Here is a 17,135-nt window from a genome sequence, read left to right on the forward strand (position 1 = left end):
CCTCGGCTTCAGCGATTCGGGGTGAGCCGGCGCAGCTGCGCGGTCGCCACCGACAGGACCGCCAGGTCCGGACTCTCCGTGCTCAGGAACTCGTGCAGGGTGCGGCGTGCGCGCCCGATGCGGGCACGGTTGTGGGACTCGAACTCCTCGATGACGTCCACGTTGTCGGTGTGAGGGCCGACCATACGGTGGACGTCGCGCGCCAGCTCGCGCAGCGCGCGGTACAGGTCCTCGCGTAACGCCAACCGCGCCAAAGCGTTCCACCGGTCGCCGCGCGGCAGCGCCGACACCGCCAGCAGCAGATGGTCGACCCCCAGATGAGCGGACAGCTCGAAGTAGATGTGCGCCAGCCGCGTCGCGTCCTCGTTGTGCATGCAGGCCATCTCGATGATGTCGAGAAGGCTGTAGGCGTAGAGCGACTCGCTGATCCTGCGGGCGATGTCGGTCGGCACCCCCTGCGCGGCGTACCGATCGTGGATCGCGGTGGCGGTCGCGAGCTCACTGCCGCGCAGCATCTCACTCAGCTTGCCGCGCAGCGTCGCCGCGGCCTGGAACCGGGCCACTTCGTCCTCGATCGACAGCGGCTGCGGCCGGTTGAAGAGGAACCATCGGGATGCCCGGTCCAGCAGCCGGCGTCCCTCGACGACGAGTTCGTCGGTCAGCGCCGGCGACAGGCGCGCGGCATGGATGTCGTACCACAGCGCGTCGAGCTCGAACACCTCGGAGGCGATGGCGTGGGCGCGCACGATGTCGGCTGTGGTGGCGCCGGTCTCCTCGGCAAGGCGGAACACGAAGGTCAGCCCCGAGGTCGCCAGCACGTGGTTGCTCACCGACGTCGCGATGATCTCCCGCCGCAGCGGATGCTCGGTGAGCTGCGGGCCCAGCCGCCGCCGCAACATCGCGGGAAAGTACCGGTGCAGCGCGGCGGTGAAGTACGGGTCGTCGAAGCTCTCGGACTCCAGCAGGTCGGCCTTGAGCGCGAGCTTTGTGTGCGCCATCAAGGTCGCCAGCGCAGGCCGGGTCAATCCTTCTCCGGATTTCGCCAGCTCGGCGAACTCGGCTGCGCCGGGCAGATGTTCGCGCTCGCGGTGCAGCCCACGCTCGCGCTCCAGCGCGGTGGTCATGCGCGCGTGCACCGAGACCATCTGGGCCGCGTTGAATCGGGCGTCGCGCAGCAGCCGGTTGTGCGCGCGGTTGTTGGCCAGCACGTGCGCGGCGACCTCGTCGGTCATGTCGGCGAGCAGCGCGTTGCGGGTCGCGTCCGGATACCGGCCGGCCAGCAGGATCTTCAGGTTGACCTCATGGTCGGAGCAGTCCACACCGGCCGCGTTGTCGATGGCGTCGGTGTTGATGGATCCGCCGTGACGGGCGAACTCGATCCGACCGCGCGGGGACACACCGAGATTGCCGCCCTCGACGATGATCCGGGCGCGCACCTCGCGGGCGTCCACGCGAAGGCCGTCGTTGACCTTGTCGCCGACGTCGCCGTGCTGCTCGTCGGAGGCCTTGATGTAGGTGCCGATACCGCCGTTGAACAGCAGGTCGACCGGCGCGCGCAGGATGGCGCCGATCAACTCGTTCGGTGTCAGCCGGGACACGGTGTCCGCGATCCCCAGAGCCAGGCGCATCTGCGCCGAGACCGGGATCGTCTTGGCGGTGCGCGGCCACACGCCCCCGCCGGCACTGATCAACGCACGGTCATAGTCGTCCCAGGACGACCGCGGCAGCGCGAAGAGACGCTGACGCTCGCGATGAGCGGGATCACCGGACGGATCGGGGTCGACGAAGATGTGACGGTGGTCGAATGCGGCGACCAGTCTGGTTCCGCGCCGCAGCAACATGCCGTTGCCGAACACGTCGCCGCTCATGTCTCCGACGCCCACCACACGGAATTCATCTGTGGTGGAATCGATCCCGAGCTCTTCCAGGTGGCTGTCGCCGCTGACCCAGGCGCCCCGGGCGGTGATCGCCATGGCCTTGTGGTCGTACCCTGCCGAGCCTCCCGAGGCGAACGCGTCGCCCAGCCAGTAGCCGCGGGTCAGCGCGACCCCGTTGGCCAGGTCGGAGAAGCTCGCCGTTCCCTTGTCGGCCGCCACGACGAGATACGGGTCCGCACCGTCGTGGCACACGATCCCTTCCGGTGGGGCAGCGCCGTCGGTTGCGGCGTTGTCGACGACGTCGAGCAGGCCCGACACGAATTGCTTGTAGGAGCGCATCCCGTCGGTCGGTGAAGGCGACGGCGACTTCACGACGAAAACGCCTTTGGCGCCGGCCGGCACGATCATCGCGTTCTTGACCGCCTGCGCCTTGACCAGTCCCAGGACCTCGGTGCGGTAGTCGTCGTGCCGGTCAGACCAGCGCAGCCCGCCCCGTGCGACGAGCCCGTAGCGCAGGTGCAGCCCCTCGAACTCCGGTGAGTAGACGAAGATCTCGGACAGCGGCCGCGGATGGGGCAGCTCGAGGATCTGCGGTGCATCGAACTTGTGCACGAGATACGGGGCGGACGGGCCCAGCGTCTCGGGGGCGAACGCGTTGGTCCGCAACGTCGAGTTCACGAGGTTGCGGTACGCGCGCAGGATGCGATCCGCATCGATATGCAGCAGCCGGTCGATCTCGGTGGTGAGCCGCTCATCGGCCGCCGCGATACCGGCAGCCCGTGCGGCGCTGCGGCCGGCGCCCGCGCCGAAGCGGGCCTCGAACAGCGCCACCAGAGCCATGGTGGCGCCGGGATTGTCGAGCAACACCTGCTGAATCCGGCTCTGGCCGTAGGGCAGCGGGAGCTGGCGCAGATAGCGGCTGTAGCTGCGCAGCACTGCGACCTGTTTCCAGTCCAGCCCGGCAGCGGGGATCAGCGCGTTGAACCGGTCGGCCTCGATGCGGCCGGACCAGATGGCGCGGAACGTCTCGCAGATCCGTGCGTCGGCCTGCGCCCAGTTACGCGCAAATCCTTGTGCCCCAGCGGTGTAGGGGTCGAGGAAGAGCTCATAAAGATGGCACGGGGACCCGTCCTCGCGCGACCAGGTGGTGGTGTGTTCGTTGATGACCTCGAGGTCCATGCTCTGCAACGCGGGCAGCATCCGCCGCAGCGGCACCGGCTGAGCCGACGCCAGCACGAACCGCAGTGGACTGTGGGACCCGGGCCGAACGGGATCGTCGCGGTGCACACCCACGACGATCTCGACACCTGCCAACGAGTTCAGCCCTTCGACGCTGAAGAACGAAACTGGGGATGACACCGCTTCCTCCTGACTCAGGCCACACGCCCGGGATCGGGCAGTGTGGCTTATGAGTCTGCAGCGGAAAGCGCTCGGTCAACCTGTGCACACCGTCAACAGACGGTGTGATCACATGACACTGTGTAAACGCGCGTCAGGATCGTGCGGCACGGTTGACCGCGGAGACCACCGCGCGCAGCGACGCGGTGGTGATCGAGGTGGCGATACCGACGCCCCACACGGTCTTGCCGCCGATCGCGGCCTCCACGTAGGCCGCGGCCTGCGCTTCCTCGCCCGCCGACATCGCGTGCTCGGAGTAGTCCAGCACGTTCACGTGAAAACCGATCGCGCCCAACGCATCGACGAATGCGGCGAGTGGGCCGTTGCCTGCGCCGACGATCTCGCGCTCCTCGCCGTCGACCTTGACCACCGCGGTGATGGTGTCGGTGCCGCCGTCGATCTCGGCCGCGTCGACCTTCTGCCGCATCCGCTCCAACGGGCGGATCGGCGCCAGGTACTCCTCGTAGAACGCGTCCCACATCTCCTTGGGCGAGACCTCTCCGCCCTCGCCGCCCGAGCCCTCTGCGATCAATTGGATCACCCTGGAGAACTCGATCTGCAGGCGGCGCGGCAGGACCAGGCCGTGGTCGGCCTTCATGATGTAGGCGACACCGCCCTTGCCGGACTGCGAGTTCACCCGGATGACGGCCTCGTACGTGCGGCCGACGTCCTTCGGGTCGATCGGCAGGTACGGCACCTGCCACAGCAGGTCATCGACGTCGGAGTCCTGTTCGTCGGCCGCGACTTTCATCGCGTCCAGACCCTTGTTGATGGCGTCCTGGTGGCTGCCGGAGAACGCGGTGTAGACCAGGTCGCCGCCGTAGGGGTGCCGCTCGTGGACGGGCAACTGGTTGCAGTACTCGACGGTGCGGCGGATCTCGTCGATGTTGGAGAAGTCGATCTGCGGATCCACGCCGCGGGAGAACAGGTTCATACCCAGCGTCACCAGGCACACGTTGCCGGTGCGCTCACCGTTGCCGAACAGGCAGCCCTCGATGCGGTCGGCGCCGGCCGCATAGCCCAATTCGGCTGCAGCGACCGCGGTTCCGCGGTCATTGTGCGGATGCAGGCTCAGGATGATCGAGTCACGCGGCGTCAGATGCCGGTGCATCCACTCGATCGAGTCGGCGTACACGTTCGGCGTGGCCATCTCGACGGTGGCGGGCAGGTTCACGATCAGCGGCGACTCCGGAGTGGGTGCGATCACCTCGGCGACGGCGTTGCACACCTCGACCGCGTACTCCAGCTCGGTGCCCGTGTAGGACTCGGGGGAGTACTCGAAGCGCCAGAGCGTGTCGGGGTACTTCTTGGCCTCCTCGACGCACATCCGGGCGCCGTCGGTAGCGATCTTGCGCACCGCGTCGCGGTCGGCGCGGAACACCACGCGGCGCTGCAGGATCGACGTCGAGTTGTAGAAGTGCACGATCGCGCGGGGCGCGCCCTGGCAGGCCTGGAAGGTGCGTTCGATCAGTTCGGGCCGGCACTGCGTCAGCACCTGGATGGTCACGTCATCGGGGATGGCGCCCTGCTCGATGATCTCGCGGACGAAGTCGTAGTCGGTCTGGCTCGCCGACGGGAAGCCGACCTCGATCTCCTTGTAACCCATCCGCACCAGCAGGTCGAACATGCGGCGCTTGCGCTGCGGGCTCATCGGGTCGATCAGGGCCTGGTTGCCGTCGCGCAGGTCCACCGCCGCCCACATCGGTGCGGTGTCGATGACCTTGTCGGGCCAGGTGCGGTCGGGCAGCCGGATGGGTTCGACCTCGTCGGCGAAGCTGCGGTAGCGGCTGACGGGCATCTGCGAGCCGCGCTGGGTGTTCCAGGCGGGCTGGCCGGGGTGAGGCGCACCCGACGGGGTGCTGATGGTGCGTACCGAGCTGAAGGCGTCGGCGCTCGGATTGTAGTTCTCAGTCATTTTCGGTGCTCCGGGTTGAGGGGGGACATCAGACCGGCGCATCGCGAAACACCCGCGACGGGAGGCCAGTCTGGATCAGACCCCGTCGCGGCGTCCGAGAAGGAGCACCCGCTGCACGCGAGCCACTGTACTCCGCGACCTCCGCGGGCCAAAACCCGCGCGGCTCACACCTGCGCGTCAGGGAACGCGATCACCGACAGGAAGCGGATCGGCACCTCGACGAGGTCGACGGGGCCGTGCGCACCCTCGCCGTCGATCTGCAGCGAGTCCCCGGGGTGCAGGCGGTACACCGAGCGGCTGTGGCTGTAGTCCATGACACCTTCGAGCATGTAGATGAACTCGGTGCCGGGATGCTGGAACAGCGGGTAGGTCTGGCTCTTCTCCGACAGCGTGACCTCGAGGCACTCCAGCCGTTTGTGCTCGCCGCGCAGCGACCCGAGCAGCTGGTACTCGTGGCCCTCGCGGGTGCCCTCGCGCACGATGCGCGCCCCGGTGCCTGCCTTGACGAACGCGGCCGGCCGCTCCACGTCGGCGCCCCGGAACAGGCTGGTCACCGGCACGTCGAAGCCTTTGGCGAGCAGTGCGAGGGTGGACAGGCTGCAGGAGGTCTGGGCGTTCTCGATCTTGCTCATCATGGCCTTGGAGATGCCCACCCGGGCCGCGGTCTCGGCGACGGTCAGCCCCTGCTGCAGCCGCAGCAGGCGCACGTTGCGCCCGATCGCGGCCTCGATCTCCAGCTCCTCCACCGGCGCGGCGGGATCGCGGTCCCGGGCCGTGCCGGAGGTGTTGCGCAGCAGCGGGCCGGGATCGGCCGGATCTTCGGGGAGGGCCACGATCTCTGTCTAGCGCATCTGCCCGGCGCCGACGTACGGGTAGGGGGTCTTGAGCAGATCGCCCTCGGCGAACCGGGACAGCCGGAAGTCCGACGCGGGGATGCGGGAGTCGCTGCTGTGGCCGTCGACGACGAGATCGGCGACCAGCCGGCCGACCGCAGGCGCGATCTTGAAGCCGTGCCCGCTGAACCCGGCCGCGATGACGAGCCCATCGAGCGGCCCGGTGGAGATGATCGGGTTCCAGTCCGGGGTGACGTCGTAGCAGCCGGCATAGCTACCCGAGATCGCGGCGTCGGGGAAGCCGGGAAAGCGCGTGCCGACCTTGTCGACGGTGATGTCGACGAAGTCGTCGGTAGCCCGGTTGAGGTGGTCGTCGGGGTCTGCCGGCTCGATCGCGTCATAGCCGGGCAGGTCGCTGTTGCCGAACAGGATCTCCCCGCCGACCTCCGGGCGCACGTACTGCAGTGACACCAGATCGGAGAAGACGGGCAGCCGCCTGACCGCCGTTTCCTCGATGCCGGGGTCGATCATCACGATCTGCTCCCGGATCACGCGGATCGGGACGTCGATGCCGTAGGGCGCCAGGAACGGCCGGGTCCACGCACCGGTGGCGACGACGACGGCGCCCGCCGAGATCTGCCTGCCGTCGGCGGTCCGGACACCGGTGACCCGCTCACCCTGGGTGAGCAGTTCGGTCACCGGGGTGTGCTGTCGCACCCGCACCCCGGCCGCGCGCGCCGACGTCGAAAACGCCTGCGCGGTCTGATAGGCGTCGCCGTAGCCGCCGCGGGCCTCCCAGCCAAACGCGGCAAACGGCGTCAGGTCCGCGAACGGCCACAGTTTCGCCACCTCGTCCTTGTCGATCTCCTCGGTCTCGACCCCAACGGCGCGTTGCGCGGCAAGGCTTTTGCGCATCGACTCCACGTTCTGGTCCGCGACCCCGACCACGTAGCCGGTCTGGCGGAAGCCGATGTCGCTGCCGAACATCTCCTCGGCTTTCTCGAACACCTCGAGCCCGTCGGCGGCCATCGCGGCCAGCGAGCTCACGCCGTAGTGGCACCGGATGATGCCGCTGGACTTGCCCGTCATCCCGGACGCGACGGTGTTGCGTTCGGCGACAACGACATCGGTGACACCGCGGCGGCTCAGCGCCCACGCGGCCGCGGTGCCCTCCAGGCCGCCACCGACGATGACGACGTCGGCTGTCTCGCTCACCAGGCTCCTCCGTTGCGACCGGGAATCCAATCGGTGCCGGCCAGCGGGATCCGGGCCATCGCCGCAGCCTCGATGCTGACCGCGACCAGATCGTCGGGCTCAAGGTGGCACACGTGGGACTTGCCGCAGGCCCGGGCGATGGTCTGGGCCTCCATGGTCAGTACCCGCAGATAGTTGGCCAGCCGGCGCCCGCCCTCGATCGGATCGAAGCGGGCCGCGAGCTCGGGGTCCTGGGTGCTGATGCCCGCCGGGTCCCTGCCGTCCTGGAAGTCGTCGAAGAAACCCGCTGCGCTGCCGAGCTTCTCGTACTCGGCGGCGTAGCGCGGATGGTTGTCGCCCAGCGCGATCAGCGCCGCGGTGCCGATCGCCACGGCGTCGGCGCCCAGCGCCAGCGCCTTGGCGACGTCCGCGCCGTTGCGGATGCCGCCGGAGACGATCAGCTGCACACCGTCGGGTCGGCGGTGCACCCCGAGTTCCTGCAGCGCCTGCACGGCCTGCGGGATCGCCGCCAGCGTCGGGATCCCGACGTGCTCGATGAACACCTCCTGGGTGGCGGCGGTGCCACCCTGCATACCGTCGACCACCACCACGTCGGCACCGGCGTGTACCGCGAGCTTGACGTCGTAGTACGTGCGGGTGGCGCCGACCTTGACATAGATCGGCTTCTCCCAGTCGGTGATCTCCCGTAGCTCGTTGACCTTGATGGTCAGGTCGTCGGGACCGGTCCAGTCCGGATGACGGCACGCCGAACGCTGGTCGATGCTCTGAGGCAGCGTGCGCATACCGGCGACGCGCTCGGAGATCTTCTGCCCGAGGAGCATCCCGCCGCCGCCCGGTTTGGCACCCTGGCCCAGCACGATCTCGATGGCGTCGGCCTTCCGCAGGTCGTCGGGGTTCATCCCGTACCGCGACGGCAGGTACTGGTACACGAGGTACTTGCTCTGGCCACGTTCCTCCGGGGTCATCCCGCCGTCACCGGTGGTGGTGGACGTACCGGCCTCGCTGGCGCCGCGACCGAGGGCCTCCTTGGCCGGACCCGACAGCGCGCCGAAGCTCATGCCCGCGATGGTGACCGGGATATCCAGGTGCAGAGGGTGTTTGGCGAACCGGTCGCCCAGCACCACATCGGTGGAGCAGCGTTCCCGGTAACCCTCCAGCGGGTACCGCGACATCGACGCGCCGAGGAACAGCAGGTCGTCGAAGTGAGGAAGCGGGCGCTTGGCGCCCCAGCCGCGGATGTCGTAGATGCCGGTGTCGGCGGCTCGTTGGATGGCCGCGATGGTGGCTCGGTCGAAGGTGGCCGATTCACGCAGGCCGAGCCGCGCGCGGTCGTCAGGACTGTGGCTCATCAGTAGGCACTCGCATTGTCGATATGGAAGTGGTACAGGGATCGGGCGGACCCGTACCGGGTGTAGGTGTGGGTGTCGTCACCCTCGAATCCTGCTGCTTTGAGCAATATTTCGAGCTCCTGATGATGCTCCTCACGCATCGGCTTGGACACGCAGTCGGCGCCGAGTGACGCGACGTCGCCGCGCACATAGATGCGGGCCTCGTAGATCGAATCGCCCAGCGCCTCGCCCGCGTCGCCGCGGACCACCAGCCGCCCGGCCTGGGCCATGAACGCGCTCATGTGCCCGACGCTGCCGCCGACGACGATGTCGATGCCCTTCATCGAGATGCCGCACCGCGCGGCCGCATTGCCCTCGACGACCAGCAGGCCGCCGTGCGCCGTGGCGCCGGCCGATTGCGACGCGTCGCCCTTGACCCACACCGATCCGCTCATCATGTTCTCGGCGACACCGGTTCCGGCGTTGCCGTTGATGATCACGTCGGCGTGCTGGTTCATGCCCGCGGCGTAGTAGCCGACGTGTCCGTCGATCGTGACGGTCACGGGTGCGTCGAGCCCGACCGCGACATTGTGGGCGCCGGCCGGGTTCTCGATGACGAAGTCACCGGCCAGATCCGGTGCGTGCAGCGCGGTGTTGACCTCGCGCAGCGTGGTGGTGCGCAGATCGAAGCGCGTCGTACCTATCTGCTCCACGCGTACACCACCTCGGGCTCGGGCTCCCAGATGCGAGCCTTGTCGACACCGGGAAGCGCTGCCAGCGCCCGGTATTCACTTGCCATCGCCACCCACTCGTCGGTCTCGGCGATCACCGCCGGCTTGCACGCGATCGCGTCGCGCACCACCGCGAACGAGTCCCGGTTGGACACCAGCAGCGTGTAGAAGCCGTCGAACGTCGCACAGAGTTCCTTCAGCGCGCCTTCGACGTCGCGTCCTTGTGCGAGCAGTTTGGCGATGAAGCGGGCACCGACCTCGGTGTCGTTCTCGCTGTCGAAGCAGACACCGGAGGCACGCAACTCCCGGCGGATCGTCGCGTGGTTGGCGAACGAGCCGTTGTGCACCAAGCACTGCGCCGGGCCGACCGCATACGGGTGGCACCCCGCGGGCGTCACCGCCGATTCGGTGGCCATCCGGGTGTGCCCGACACCCTGCCAGCCCTGCGCCGTCGCGAGATCCCATCCGTCGGTCAGGGCGCGCGGATGTCCGACACCCTTGAGCACCGCGACGTCCGGACCGAATCCGGCGACGAGGGCCTCGGGGTAGGCCGACCGCACCGCGGTCAGCAGGACCTCGGAGTCGACGTCAGCCGACAACACATAGCTGACGTCGACGGCGACCCCTGACACCTCGGCACCGAGGGCCACGGCCACTGCGGCAGCGACCTGGTCGGCGTCTTCCGCACCGCCGGTCCCCAGGTCGGCCACCGAGACGCACCCGCGACCGGGCGGGGACCACGCCGGGTCGCCGTAGACGGCGACCCCGGCCGAATCGCTGCCGCGGTCTCCCATCTCACAGAGCATGCCGGTGAGCAACTCACCGAGCCGGGGGTAGAGCTCGGGTGTTCGCAGATGCAACCCGACGATCCCGCACATAGCGCAATCCCTTTCGTGTCGAGACGGATACGGCTCAGAAGGCCGTCAGATAGTGGTCCAGCTCCCACGCACCGACCGTGCTGTGGTAGGAGAAGAACTCCTCACGCTTGACGTTGGCGAAATAGGCCGCGACGCCTTCGCCGGCCGCGTCGAGTACCCCGGTCACGACCGGGTCGGACTCGAAGTCCTCCACCGCGTGCAGCAGAGTGAGTGGCAGGGTCCGGGTGTTGACGCCCTGACCGACGGCGCCGGGATCGGTGCTGCGTTTGATGCCGTCGAGGCCGGCGCCGAGCGCGGCGGCGATGGCCAGGTACGGGTTGGCCGAACCGTCCCCACCGCGCATCTCGATCCGGTCGGCGTCGGGCACCCGGATGTAGTGGGTGCGGTCGTTGCCGCCGTAGGTGGGCAGTCGCGGCGCCCAGGACGCCCCCGAGGCCGTCGCGACGGCACCGGTTCGCTTGTAGGAGTTGACCGTCGGTGCGACCACGGCCTGCAGCGCGCAGGCGTGCTCGAGGATGCCGCCGATGAATCCGTAGGCGGTGTCGGATAGGCCGAGGCCGCGCTGGTCGTGGTCGGCCGGGAAGACCGGGGTGCCGCCGCTGGTCAGCGACAGGTGCAAATGCAGCCCGTTGCCGGTCTTGTCACCGAACGGCTTGGGCATGAAGGTGGCGATCATGCCGCGCTCCGCGGCGATCATGGACAACAGGTAGCGCAGCGTGATCACCCGGTCGGCGGTGGTCAGCGCGTCGGCGAACTTGAAGTTCTGCTCGAACTGCCCGTTGCCGTCCTCGTGGTCGTTGGCGTAGTTGGACCACCCCAGCTGGTTCATCGCGGTCGACACCGCGGTCAGGTGGTCATACATCCGGGTGACGCCGCGGGCGTCGTAGCACGGCTGCGCGGCGGTGTCGGCGGTGTCGGCCACCGAGATGCTGCCATCGTCGTTGCGGGACAACAGGAAGTACTCGACCTCCGCGCCCACCCACGGCTCGAAACCGGCGTCCGAGCAGCGCTCGATGACGGATTTCAGGATGACGCGGGGCGCGTAGGGCCATGGCTCGCCGTTCACGTGGGGGTCGCAGTGCACGATCGCCAGCCCCTCCTTGATGAACGGGATCGGAGTGAACGACGCCGGATCCGGGAGGGCCATCAGGTCCGGATCCTTGGGTTCCTGGCCCATCGCGCCGACGGCGTAGCCGGCGAAGCCCACCCCTTCGGTCGCGAGAAGGTCGACCGCCTCTACGGGCACCAGCTTGGCGCAGGGCTTTCCGCGCAGGTCCACGAACAGCGCGAGGATGAACTTCGTTCCATGTTGCTCGGCCAGGGTGGCGAGATCTTCTGCCATGTGCGTTCCTTGTCTCGTGTTATGAATCAAAGTATCACCGTGGGAAACCTCCCGCACGGCGAAACGGCCGGCGCGGACCGCGGGGGCCCGCACCGGCCGGTTGCTCGGCTCAGGCCGGCTGGATCTCGTAGGACGCTTCCCGGTGGAACGCCGCGTCGATGCCCGTCTCTTCGTCTTCGGGCGAAATCCGAATGCCGACAGTCTTTTTAAGGACGAACGCGATAGCGAAAGCGACGGCGAACGAATACGCCATCACCGCGCCTGCGGCGATCGCCTGCTTCCACAGCTGATCGATGCCTCCGCCGTAGAGCAGCCCGTTGGTGCCGTTGGGCATGCTGTCGCTGGCGAGCAGGCCGATGAGCAGCGTGCCGATGACCCCGCCGACCAGGTGCACGCCGACCACGTCGAGCGAATCGTCGTATCCGAAGCGTTCTTTGAGGCCGACCGCGTACACGCAGACCGCGCCGGCGATGGCGCCCAGGACGATCGCGCCGACCGGGGTGACCGCGCCGCAGGCGGGCGTGATCGCGACCAGTCCGGTGATCGCGCCGGACGCCGCGCCGACACCGGTGACGTGTCCGTCCCTGAACTTCTCGACGGCGATCCACGCCAGCGTCGCCGCGCACGTCGCGACGAACGTCGTCACCATCACGATCGCGGCCGAATTACCCGCGGCCAGGGCCGACCCGCCGTTGAACGCATACCAGCCGGCCCACAGCAGGCCGGCGCCGAGCAGGGTCAGCGGAACGTTGTGTGGTTTACGCAGCTGCCCCCAGTTCCTGGATTTGCCGAGCACGATCGCCACGGCCAGCGCCGCGGCGCCGGCGTTGATGTGCACCGCGGTGCCGCCGGCGAAGTCGATGGCGCCGAGCTTGTTGGCGATCCAGCCGCCGACCGAGTTCTCGGTGACCACCCCGTCGAACGCGAAGACCCAGTGCGCGACCGGAAAGTACACCAGCACGGCCCACAACGTCGCGAAGCCCATCCACGCGCCGAACTTCATCCGGTCGGCGACCGCGCCGGAGATCAGCGCGACGGTGATCGCGGCGAACAGCGCCTGGAACAACGAGAACAAGCTCACCGGCAGGCCGTCGACGGTCGTCATCGGCTCCATCAGGTTCTTCATGCCGGCGAACTCGGTGAAGCTCCCGACGAACCCGCCGTAGCTGGTGCCGAACGTCATCGAGAATCCAAACAGCACCCACAGCACCCCGACGAGCGCCGCGGCGCCGAACGTCATCATCATCATGTTGGTCGAGCTCTTGACGGACACCATGCCGCCGTAGAACAACGCGAGCCCGGGGATCATCAGCGTGAGGCCGATGATGCAACAGAGCATGAACGCGGTCGTCCCTGTATCCATAAGGCCGATCTCCTCGCAACCGCGGCTCCGAGCGGAGCCGTTCAACGTCAGTTACCGACGTTTCTGTTACGTGGACGGTCATGCCGTGTTGCAACGCGGTAAACCTGCGGCCTTAAGGAGTCCAGTTGAGGACGATTTCGCTCAGCGGGAGCCGGTGCCGGGGCAGCCGGTCCCGCTCCGTGATCTCCGGCGCAGCGTCGGCGTAGTCACCGAGCCTGCCCACTGCGATCACCACCAGCGGGCGCAGACCGTCCGGCAGCGCGAAGGCTTCGGCTGCTCCCGCCGCGTCGAACCCGGCCATCGGGTGCGCGATCAGCCTCCGGGAGACGGCCTCGATGGTGATGTTGGCCATAGCGGCGCCCGCGTCCACCGCGGCGTAGCGCTGCGTCTTGTCGTCCTCGCCGTCGTCGGCGCAGAGCAGGATCAGCGCGCTCGCGGCCCGGGCGTAGCTGTTTCCGCGCCTCAGCAGCGCGGCGATCGCGGTGAACGTCGTATCCGCACGCAGCCCGACCACGAACCGCACCGGTTGCCGTCGTCCCCACGTCGGAGCCCATCGCGCGGCCTCCAGCAATGCCGCCAGCTCGTCACGGGTGAGCTGGTCGGTGGGGTCGAAAGCGCGGGGGCTCCAGCGCTCGGCGATAGGGGGATGGATCGGCACCGAGGTGACGGCCGACCGGTCGCTGGGTGCGGCGGGCACGCCCTGCACGCTACCGGCGGGGAAAACCAGGTGCGCGCAGCCCTTATCCTTTATGAGATCTCCCCAGCTTTCGGAAGGTGCAAGCAGTGGCGCTCGTCGTACAGAAATACGGCGGATCCTCGGTGTCCGACGCCGAGCGGATCCGCCGTGTGGCCGAGCGCATCGTCGAGACCAAGAAGGCCGGCAACGACGTCGTGGTGGTCGTCTCGGCGATGGGCGACACCACCGACGAGCTGCTCGACCTGGCCAAGCAGGTGTCCCCGGCCCCGCCCGCGCGCGAGCTGGACATGCTGCTCACCGCGGGTGAGCGCATCTCGAATGCGCTGGTCGCGATGGCGATCGAGTCGCTCGGTGCGGAGGCGCGCTCGTTCACCGGATCGCAGGCGGGCGTCATCACCACCGGCATCCACGGCAACGCCAAGATCATCGACGTCAACCCGGGCCGGCTCCGCGCCGCGCTGGACGAAGGCAAGATCGTGCTGGTCGCAGGTTTCCAGGGCGTCAGCCAGGACACCAAGGATGTCACCACGCTGGGCCGCGGCGGGTCGGACACCACGGCGGTGGCGGTAGCCGCGGCGCTGAACGCCGACGTGTGCGAGATCTACACCGACGTCGACGGCATCTTCACCGCCGATCCGCGCATCGTGTCGAACGCCAAGCGCCTCGACACCGTGTCGTTCGAGGAAATGCTGGAGATGGCCGCCGCCGGAGCCAAGGTGCTGATGCTGCGCTGCGTCGAGTACGCGCGCCGGTACAACCTGCCCATTCACGTCCGGTCGTCGTACACCGACAGGCCGGGCACGCTCGTCAAAGGATCGATGGAGGACATCCCGATGGAAGACGCCATCCTCACCGGAGTTGCACATGACCGCGGCGAGGCGAAGGTGACGGTCGTCGGGCTGCCCGACGTGCCGGGCTACGCCGCCCGGGTGTTCCGCGCACTGGCCGAAGTCGACGTCAACATCGACATGGTGCTGCAGAACATCTCGAAGGTCGAAGACGGCAAGACCGACATCACGTTCACCTGCTCGCGCGAGAGCGGGCCGGGTGCGGTGGAGAAGCTCACCGCGCTGCAGGACGAGATCGGCTTCACCCGCGTGCTCTACGACGACCTCATCGGCAAGGTGTCGCTGATCGGTGCCGGGATGCGGTCGCACCCCGGTGTGACGGCGACATTCTGTGAGGCGCTGGCCAACGCGGGCATCAACATCGACCTGATCTCCACCTCCGAGATCCGGATCTCGGTGCTGATCAAGGACACCGAGCTCGACCGGGCCGTCGCCGCGCTGCACGAGGCGTTCGGTCTCGGCGGTGACGAGGAAGCGGTCGTGTACGCGGGGACGGGGCGCTGAGAATGGTCAACATCGGTGTCGTCGGCGCGACCGGCCAGGTAGGCCAGGTGATGCGAAACCTGCTGGCCGAGCGGGACTTCCCGGCGGACGAGGTCCGTTTCTTCGCCTCGTCGCGGTCGGCGGGCAAGAAGCTGGAGTTCCGCGGCCGCGAAATCGAGGTCGAGGACTCCGAGACGGCCGATCCGTCGGGTCTGGACATCGCGCTGTTCTCCGCCGGCGCCACGATGTCGCGGGTGCAGGCGCCGCGGTTCGCGGCCGCCGGCGCGGTGGTGATCGACAACTCGTCGGCATGGCGCAAGGACCCCGACGTCCCGCTCGTCGTCTCCGAGGTGAACTTCGAGCGTGACGCGAAGAACCGTCCCAAAGGCATCATCGCGAACCCGAACTGCACCACCATGGCCGCGATGCCGGTGCTCAAGCCGCTGCACGACGAGGCAGGTCTGACCCGCTTGATCGTGTCGAGCTACCAGGCGGTGTCCGGTAGCGGGCTGGCCGGTGTCGAGGAACTCGCCGGACAGGCGCGCGCGGTGATCGACGGTGTCGAGCAGCTGGTGCACGACGGGTCGGCGCTGCAGTTCCCGCCGCCGAACAAGTATGTGGCGCCGATCGCGTTCAACGTCGTCCCGCTGGCCGGCTCGCTGGTCGACGACGGCTCCGGTGAGACCGACGAGGATCAGAAGCTGCGCAACGAGAGCCGCAAGATCCTCGGTATCCCGGAGCTGGCCGTCAGCGGCACCTGCGTGCGGGTTCCGGTGTTCACCGGGCACTCGCTGTCGATCAACGCCGAGTTCAGCCAGCCGATTTCGGTGGCGCGTGCCGAGGAACTTCTCGCCGCCGCTGCTGGTGTGACGCTGGTGGATGTCCCGACACCGCTGGCCGCAGCCGGCGCCGACGACTCGCTGGTCGGCCGGATCCGCCAGGACCCAGGCGTGCCGGACGGTCGCGGGCTGGCCCTGTTCGTCTCGGGGGACAACCTACGAAAAGGTGCTGCACTTAACACCATTCAGATCGCTGAGTTGCTGGCTCGATCCTGAATTGCGCCGAAATCGCATTCCACGCGGCGTTCTTGCCGCAATCTGCGCGTGGAATGCGATTTCGGCGGTGCCGGGGGCGTACGCCATGCCGGCTGAGCTTCCGCCGCTGCTGCCCGGCCAGGTGCTGCGTGTCGGCCCGGCCGCGGGAACGGGAACTCCGACAGCCGATTACGGGATCGGTGCGACAGACCTGTGTGAGTTCATGGAGTTCCCGAGCGGGATCCTGCAGGTGTGCGGCGACAGCTTCGCCGGGCAGGGAGTGGGCTTCGGGGGCTGGTACTCGCCGATCGCGCTGCATGTGGTCGGCGAGTCGCTCGACGATCCGGCCGGGGTGCGCTACGACGGGGTGACCGGCGTGTCGGTGCCCTTGCTGGCCGACCCGACGCCGCCTGGGGCCTCGCAGCTGCCCGCCGGTGTCATCGAGATCAACCGCGAGAACTGGATGATGGTGACCACCACCGAGGGGCTGCGCCCGCGGACCTCGCGTCTGGTCAAAGCCATTGCCGGACAGGGGAACTGGAAGACGATTCCCGGGTCTGAACGCGACGCGGCGTACGCGGGCGGACTGCAGTCACAGATCAGCGGCTACTACGACCCGATCCCGACCGAGGAGTCGCCGCGCGGCTGGGTGTACATCGTGGCCAACAACTTCGACCGCACCGGACCGGTGGTGCTGTACCGGGCCGCGCCGCAGTCGTTCACCGATCGCGCCTCCTGGCAGGGATGGACCGGCACCGCGTGGGGCGGTGAGCCGGCGCCGCTGTGGGGGGACCGGGTCGGCGAGATGAGCGTGCGCCTGATCGACGGCAAGACGGTGCTGTCGTACTTTAACGCTACCACCGGCAACATGGAGATCCGGGTGGCGAACGCTCCGACGCAGCTGGGCGCCGCGCCGGTCACGACGGTCGTGGTGGCCGCACCATGGCCGGAACGCGTCGAGGATCTGCCGCCGCCGCAGGACAATCGGCTCGCCCAGCCCTACGGCGGCTACATCTCGCCGAGGTCCACCCCGGACACGGTTCGGGTGTTCGTCAGCCAGTGGAACACCACACCCCGCGGAGGTTCGCCCTACCGCGTCATTCAGTACGCGGTGAACCCGATGAAGCCCGACTGACGGTGCGCCGGGTTTGTCGCGCACCGCGCAGGCACATGGACACCGACTGCTCGGTCGA

General features: G+C 68.3%; 13 protein-coding genes. 3 read left to right on the forward strand and 10 right to left on the reverse strand.

Annotated features, from left to right (window positions below):
- Positions 1-8: 8 nt before the first annotated feature.
- The 10 genes from ACXMYJ_RS01590 to ACXMYJ_RS01635 all read right to left on the reverse strand — a co-directional run bounded on the left by ACXMYJ_RS01590 (position 9) and on the right by ACXMYJ_RS01635 (position 13,577).
- Positions 9-3,236: an NAD-glutamate dehydrogenase gene (locus ACXMYJ_RS01590; RefSeq protein WP_260755709.1), complete on the reverse strand. Its 3,228-nt coding sequence runs from the start codon at positions 3,234-3,236 to the stop codon at positions 9-11.
- A 133-nt stretch (positions 3,237-3,369) separates the two neighbouring features.
- Positions 3,370-5,190 (reverse strand): 2-isopropylmalate synthase, encoded by a 1,821-nt coding sequence (gene leuA, locus ACXMYJ_RS01595; protein ID WP_260755708.1) that lies wholly within the window; start codon positions 5,188-5,190, stop codon positions 3,370-3,372.
- A gap of 164 nt (positions 5,191-5,354) precedes the next feature.
- Entirely contained in the window at positions 5,355-6,023 is a 669-nt protein-coding gene (locus ACXMYJ_RS01600) for a helix-turn-helix domain-containing protein (RefSeq protein WP_260755707.1), read from the reverse strand.
- A gap of 9 nt (positions 6,024-6,032) precedes the next feature.
- Positions 6,033-7,238: an NAD(P)/FAD-dependent oxidoreductase gene (locus tag ACXMYJ_RS01605; RefSeq protein ID WP_260755706.1), complete on the reverse strand. Its 1,206-nt coding sequence runs from the start codon at positions 7,236-7,238 to the stop codon at positions 6,033-6,035.
- Positions 7,235-8,587 carry an FMN-binding glutamate synthase family protein gene (locus tag ACXMYJ_RS01610; RefSeq protein WP_260755705.1) on the reverse strand — a complete coding sequence of 451 codons (1,353 nt, stop codon included), beginning with the start codon at positions 8,585-8,587 and terminating at the stop codon, positions 7,235-7,237. Before ACXMYJ_RS01610 ends, ACXMYJ_RS01605 begins: the two co-directional genes overlap by 4 nt.
- Positions 8,587-9,279, reverse strand: coding sequence for a GltB/FmdC/FwdC-like GXGXG domain-containing protein (locus tag ACXMYJ_RS01615; RefSeq protein WP_260755704.1), 693 nt, complete (start codon positions 9,277-9,279; stop codon positions 8,587-8,589). Before ACXMYJ_RS01615 ends, ACXMYJ_RS01610 begins: the two co-directional genes overlap by 1 nt.
- A complete protein-coding gene (locus ACXMYJ_RS01620; RefSeq protein ID WP_260755703.1) occupies positions 9,267-10,175 on the reverse strand; it encodes a class II glutamine amidotransferase domain-containing protein in 909 nt (302 codons plus the stop codon). Before ACXMYJ_RS01620 ends, ACXMYJ_RS01615 begins: the two co-directional genes overlap by 13 nt.
- A 34-nt stretch (positions 10,176-10,209) precedes the next feature.
- Complete coding sequence (gene glnT, locus ACXMYJ_RS01625) at positions 10,210-11,517, reverse strand: type III glutamate--ammonia ligase (protein WP_443187252.1); 1,308 nt, start codon at positions 11,515-11,517, stop codon at positions 10,210-10,212.
- A gap of 109 nt (positions 11,518-11,626) precedes the next feature.
- Positions 11,627-12,880, reverse strand: coding sequence for an ammonium transporter (locus ACXMYJ_RS01630; RefSeq protein ID WP_260755701.1), 1,254 nt, complete (start codon positions 12,878-12,880; stop codon positions 11,627-11,629).
- Positions 12,881-12,992: 112 nt separating this feature from the next.
- A complete protein-coding gene (locus ACXMYJ_RS01635; protein ID WP_443187251.1) occupies positions 12,993-13,577 on the reverse strand; it encodes a nitroreductase family protein in 585 nt (194 codons plus the stop codon).
- Between the two features lie 86 nt (positions 13,578-13,663).
- Between ACXMYJ_RS01635 and ACXMYJ_RS01640 the strand changes: the two genes are divergently transcribed.
- The 3 genes from ACXMYJ_RS01640 to ACXMYJ_RS01650 all read left to right on the forward strand — a co-directional run bounded on the left by ACXMYJ_RS01640 (position 13,664) and on the right by ACXMYJ_RS01650 (position 17,077).
- Complete coding sequence (locus tag ACXMYJ_RS01640) at positions 13,664-14,929, forward strand: aspartate kinase (protein WP_443187250.1); 1,266 nt, start codon at positions 13,664-13,666, stop codon at positions 14,927-14,929.
- A 2-nt stretch (positions 14,930-14,931) separates the two neighbouring features.
- Positions 14,932-15,963 (forward strand): aspartate-semialdehyde dehydrogenase, encoded by a 1,032-nt coding sequence (locus ACXMYJ_RS01645; protein ID WP_443187249.1) that lies wholly within the window; start codon positions 14,932-14,934, stop codon positions 15,961-15,963.
- A gap of 85 nt (positions 15,964-16,048) precedes the next feature.
- Entirely contained in the window at positions 16,049-17,077 is a 1,029-nt protein-coding gene (locus ACXMYJ_RS01650) for a DUF4185 domain-containing protein (protein ID WP_460353562.1), read from the forward strand.
- The last annotated feature ends 58 nt before the right edge of the window (positions 17,078-17,135 follow it).

It is taken from the genome of Mycobacterium sp. ZZG (assembly GCF_054786995.1).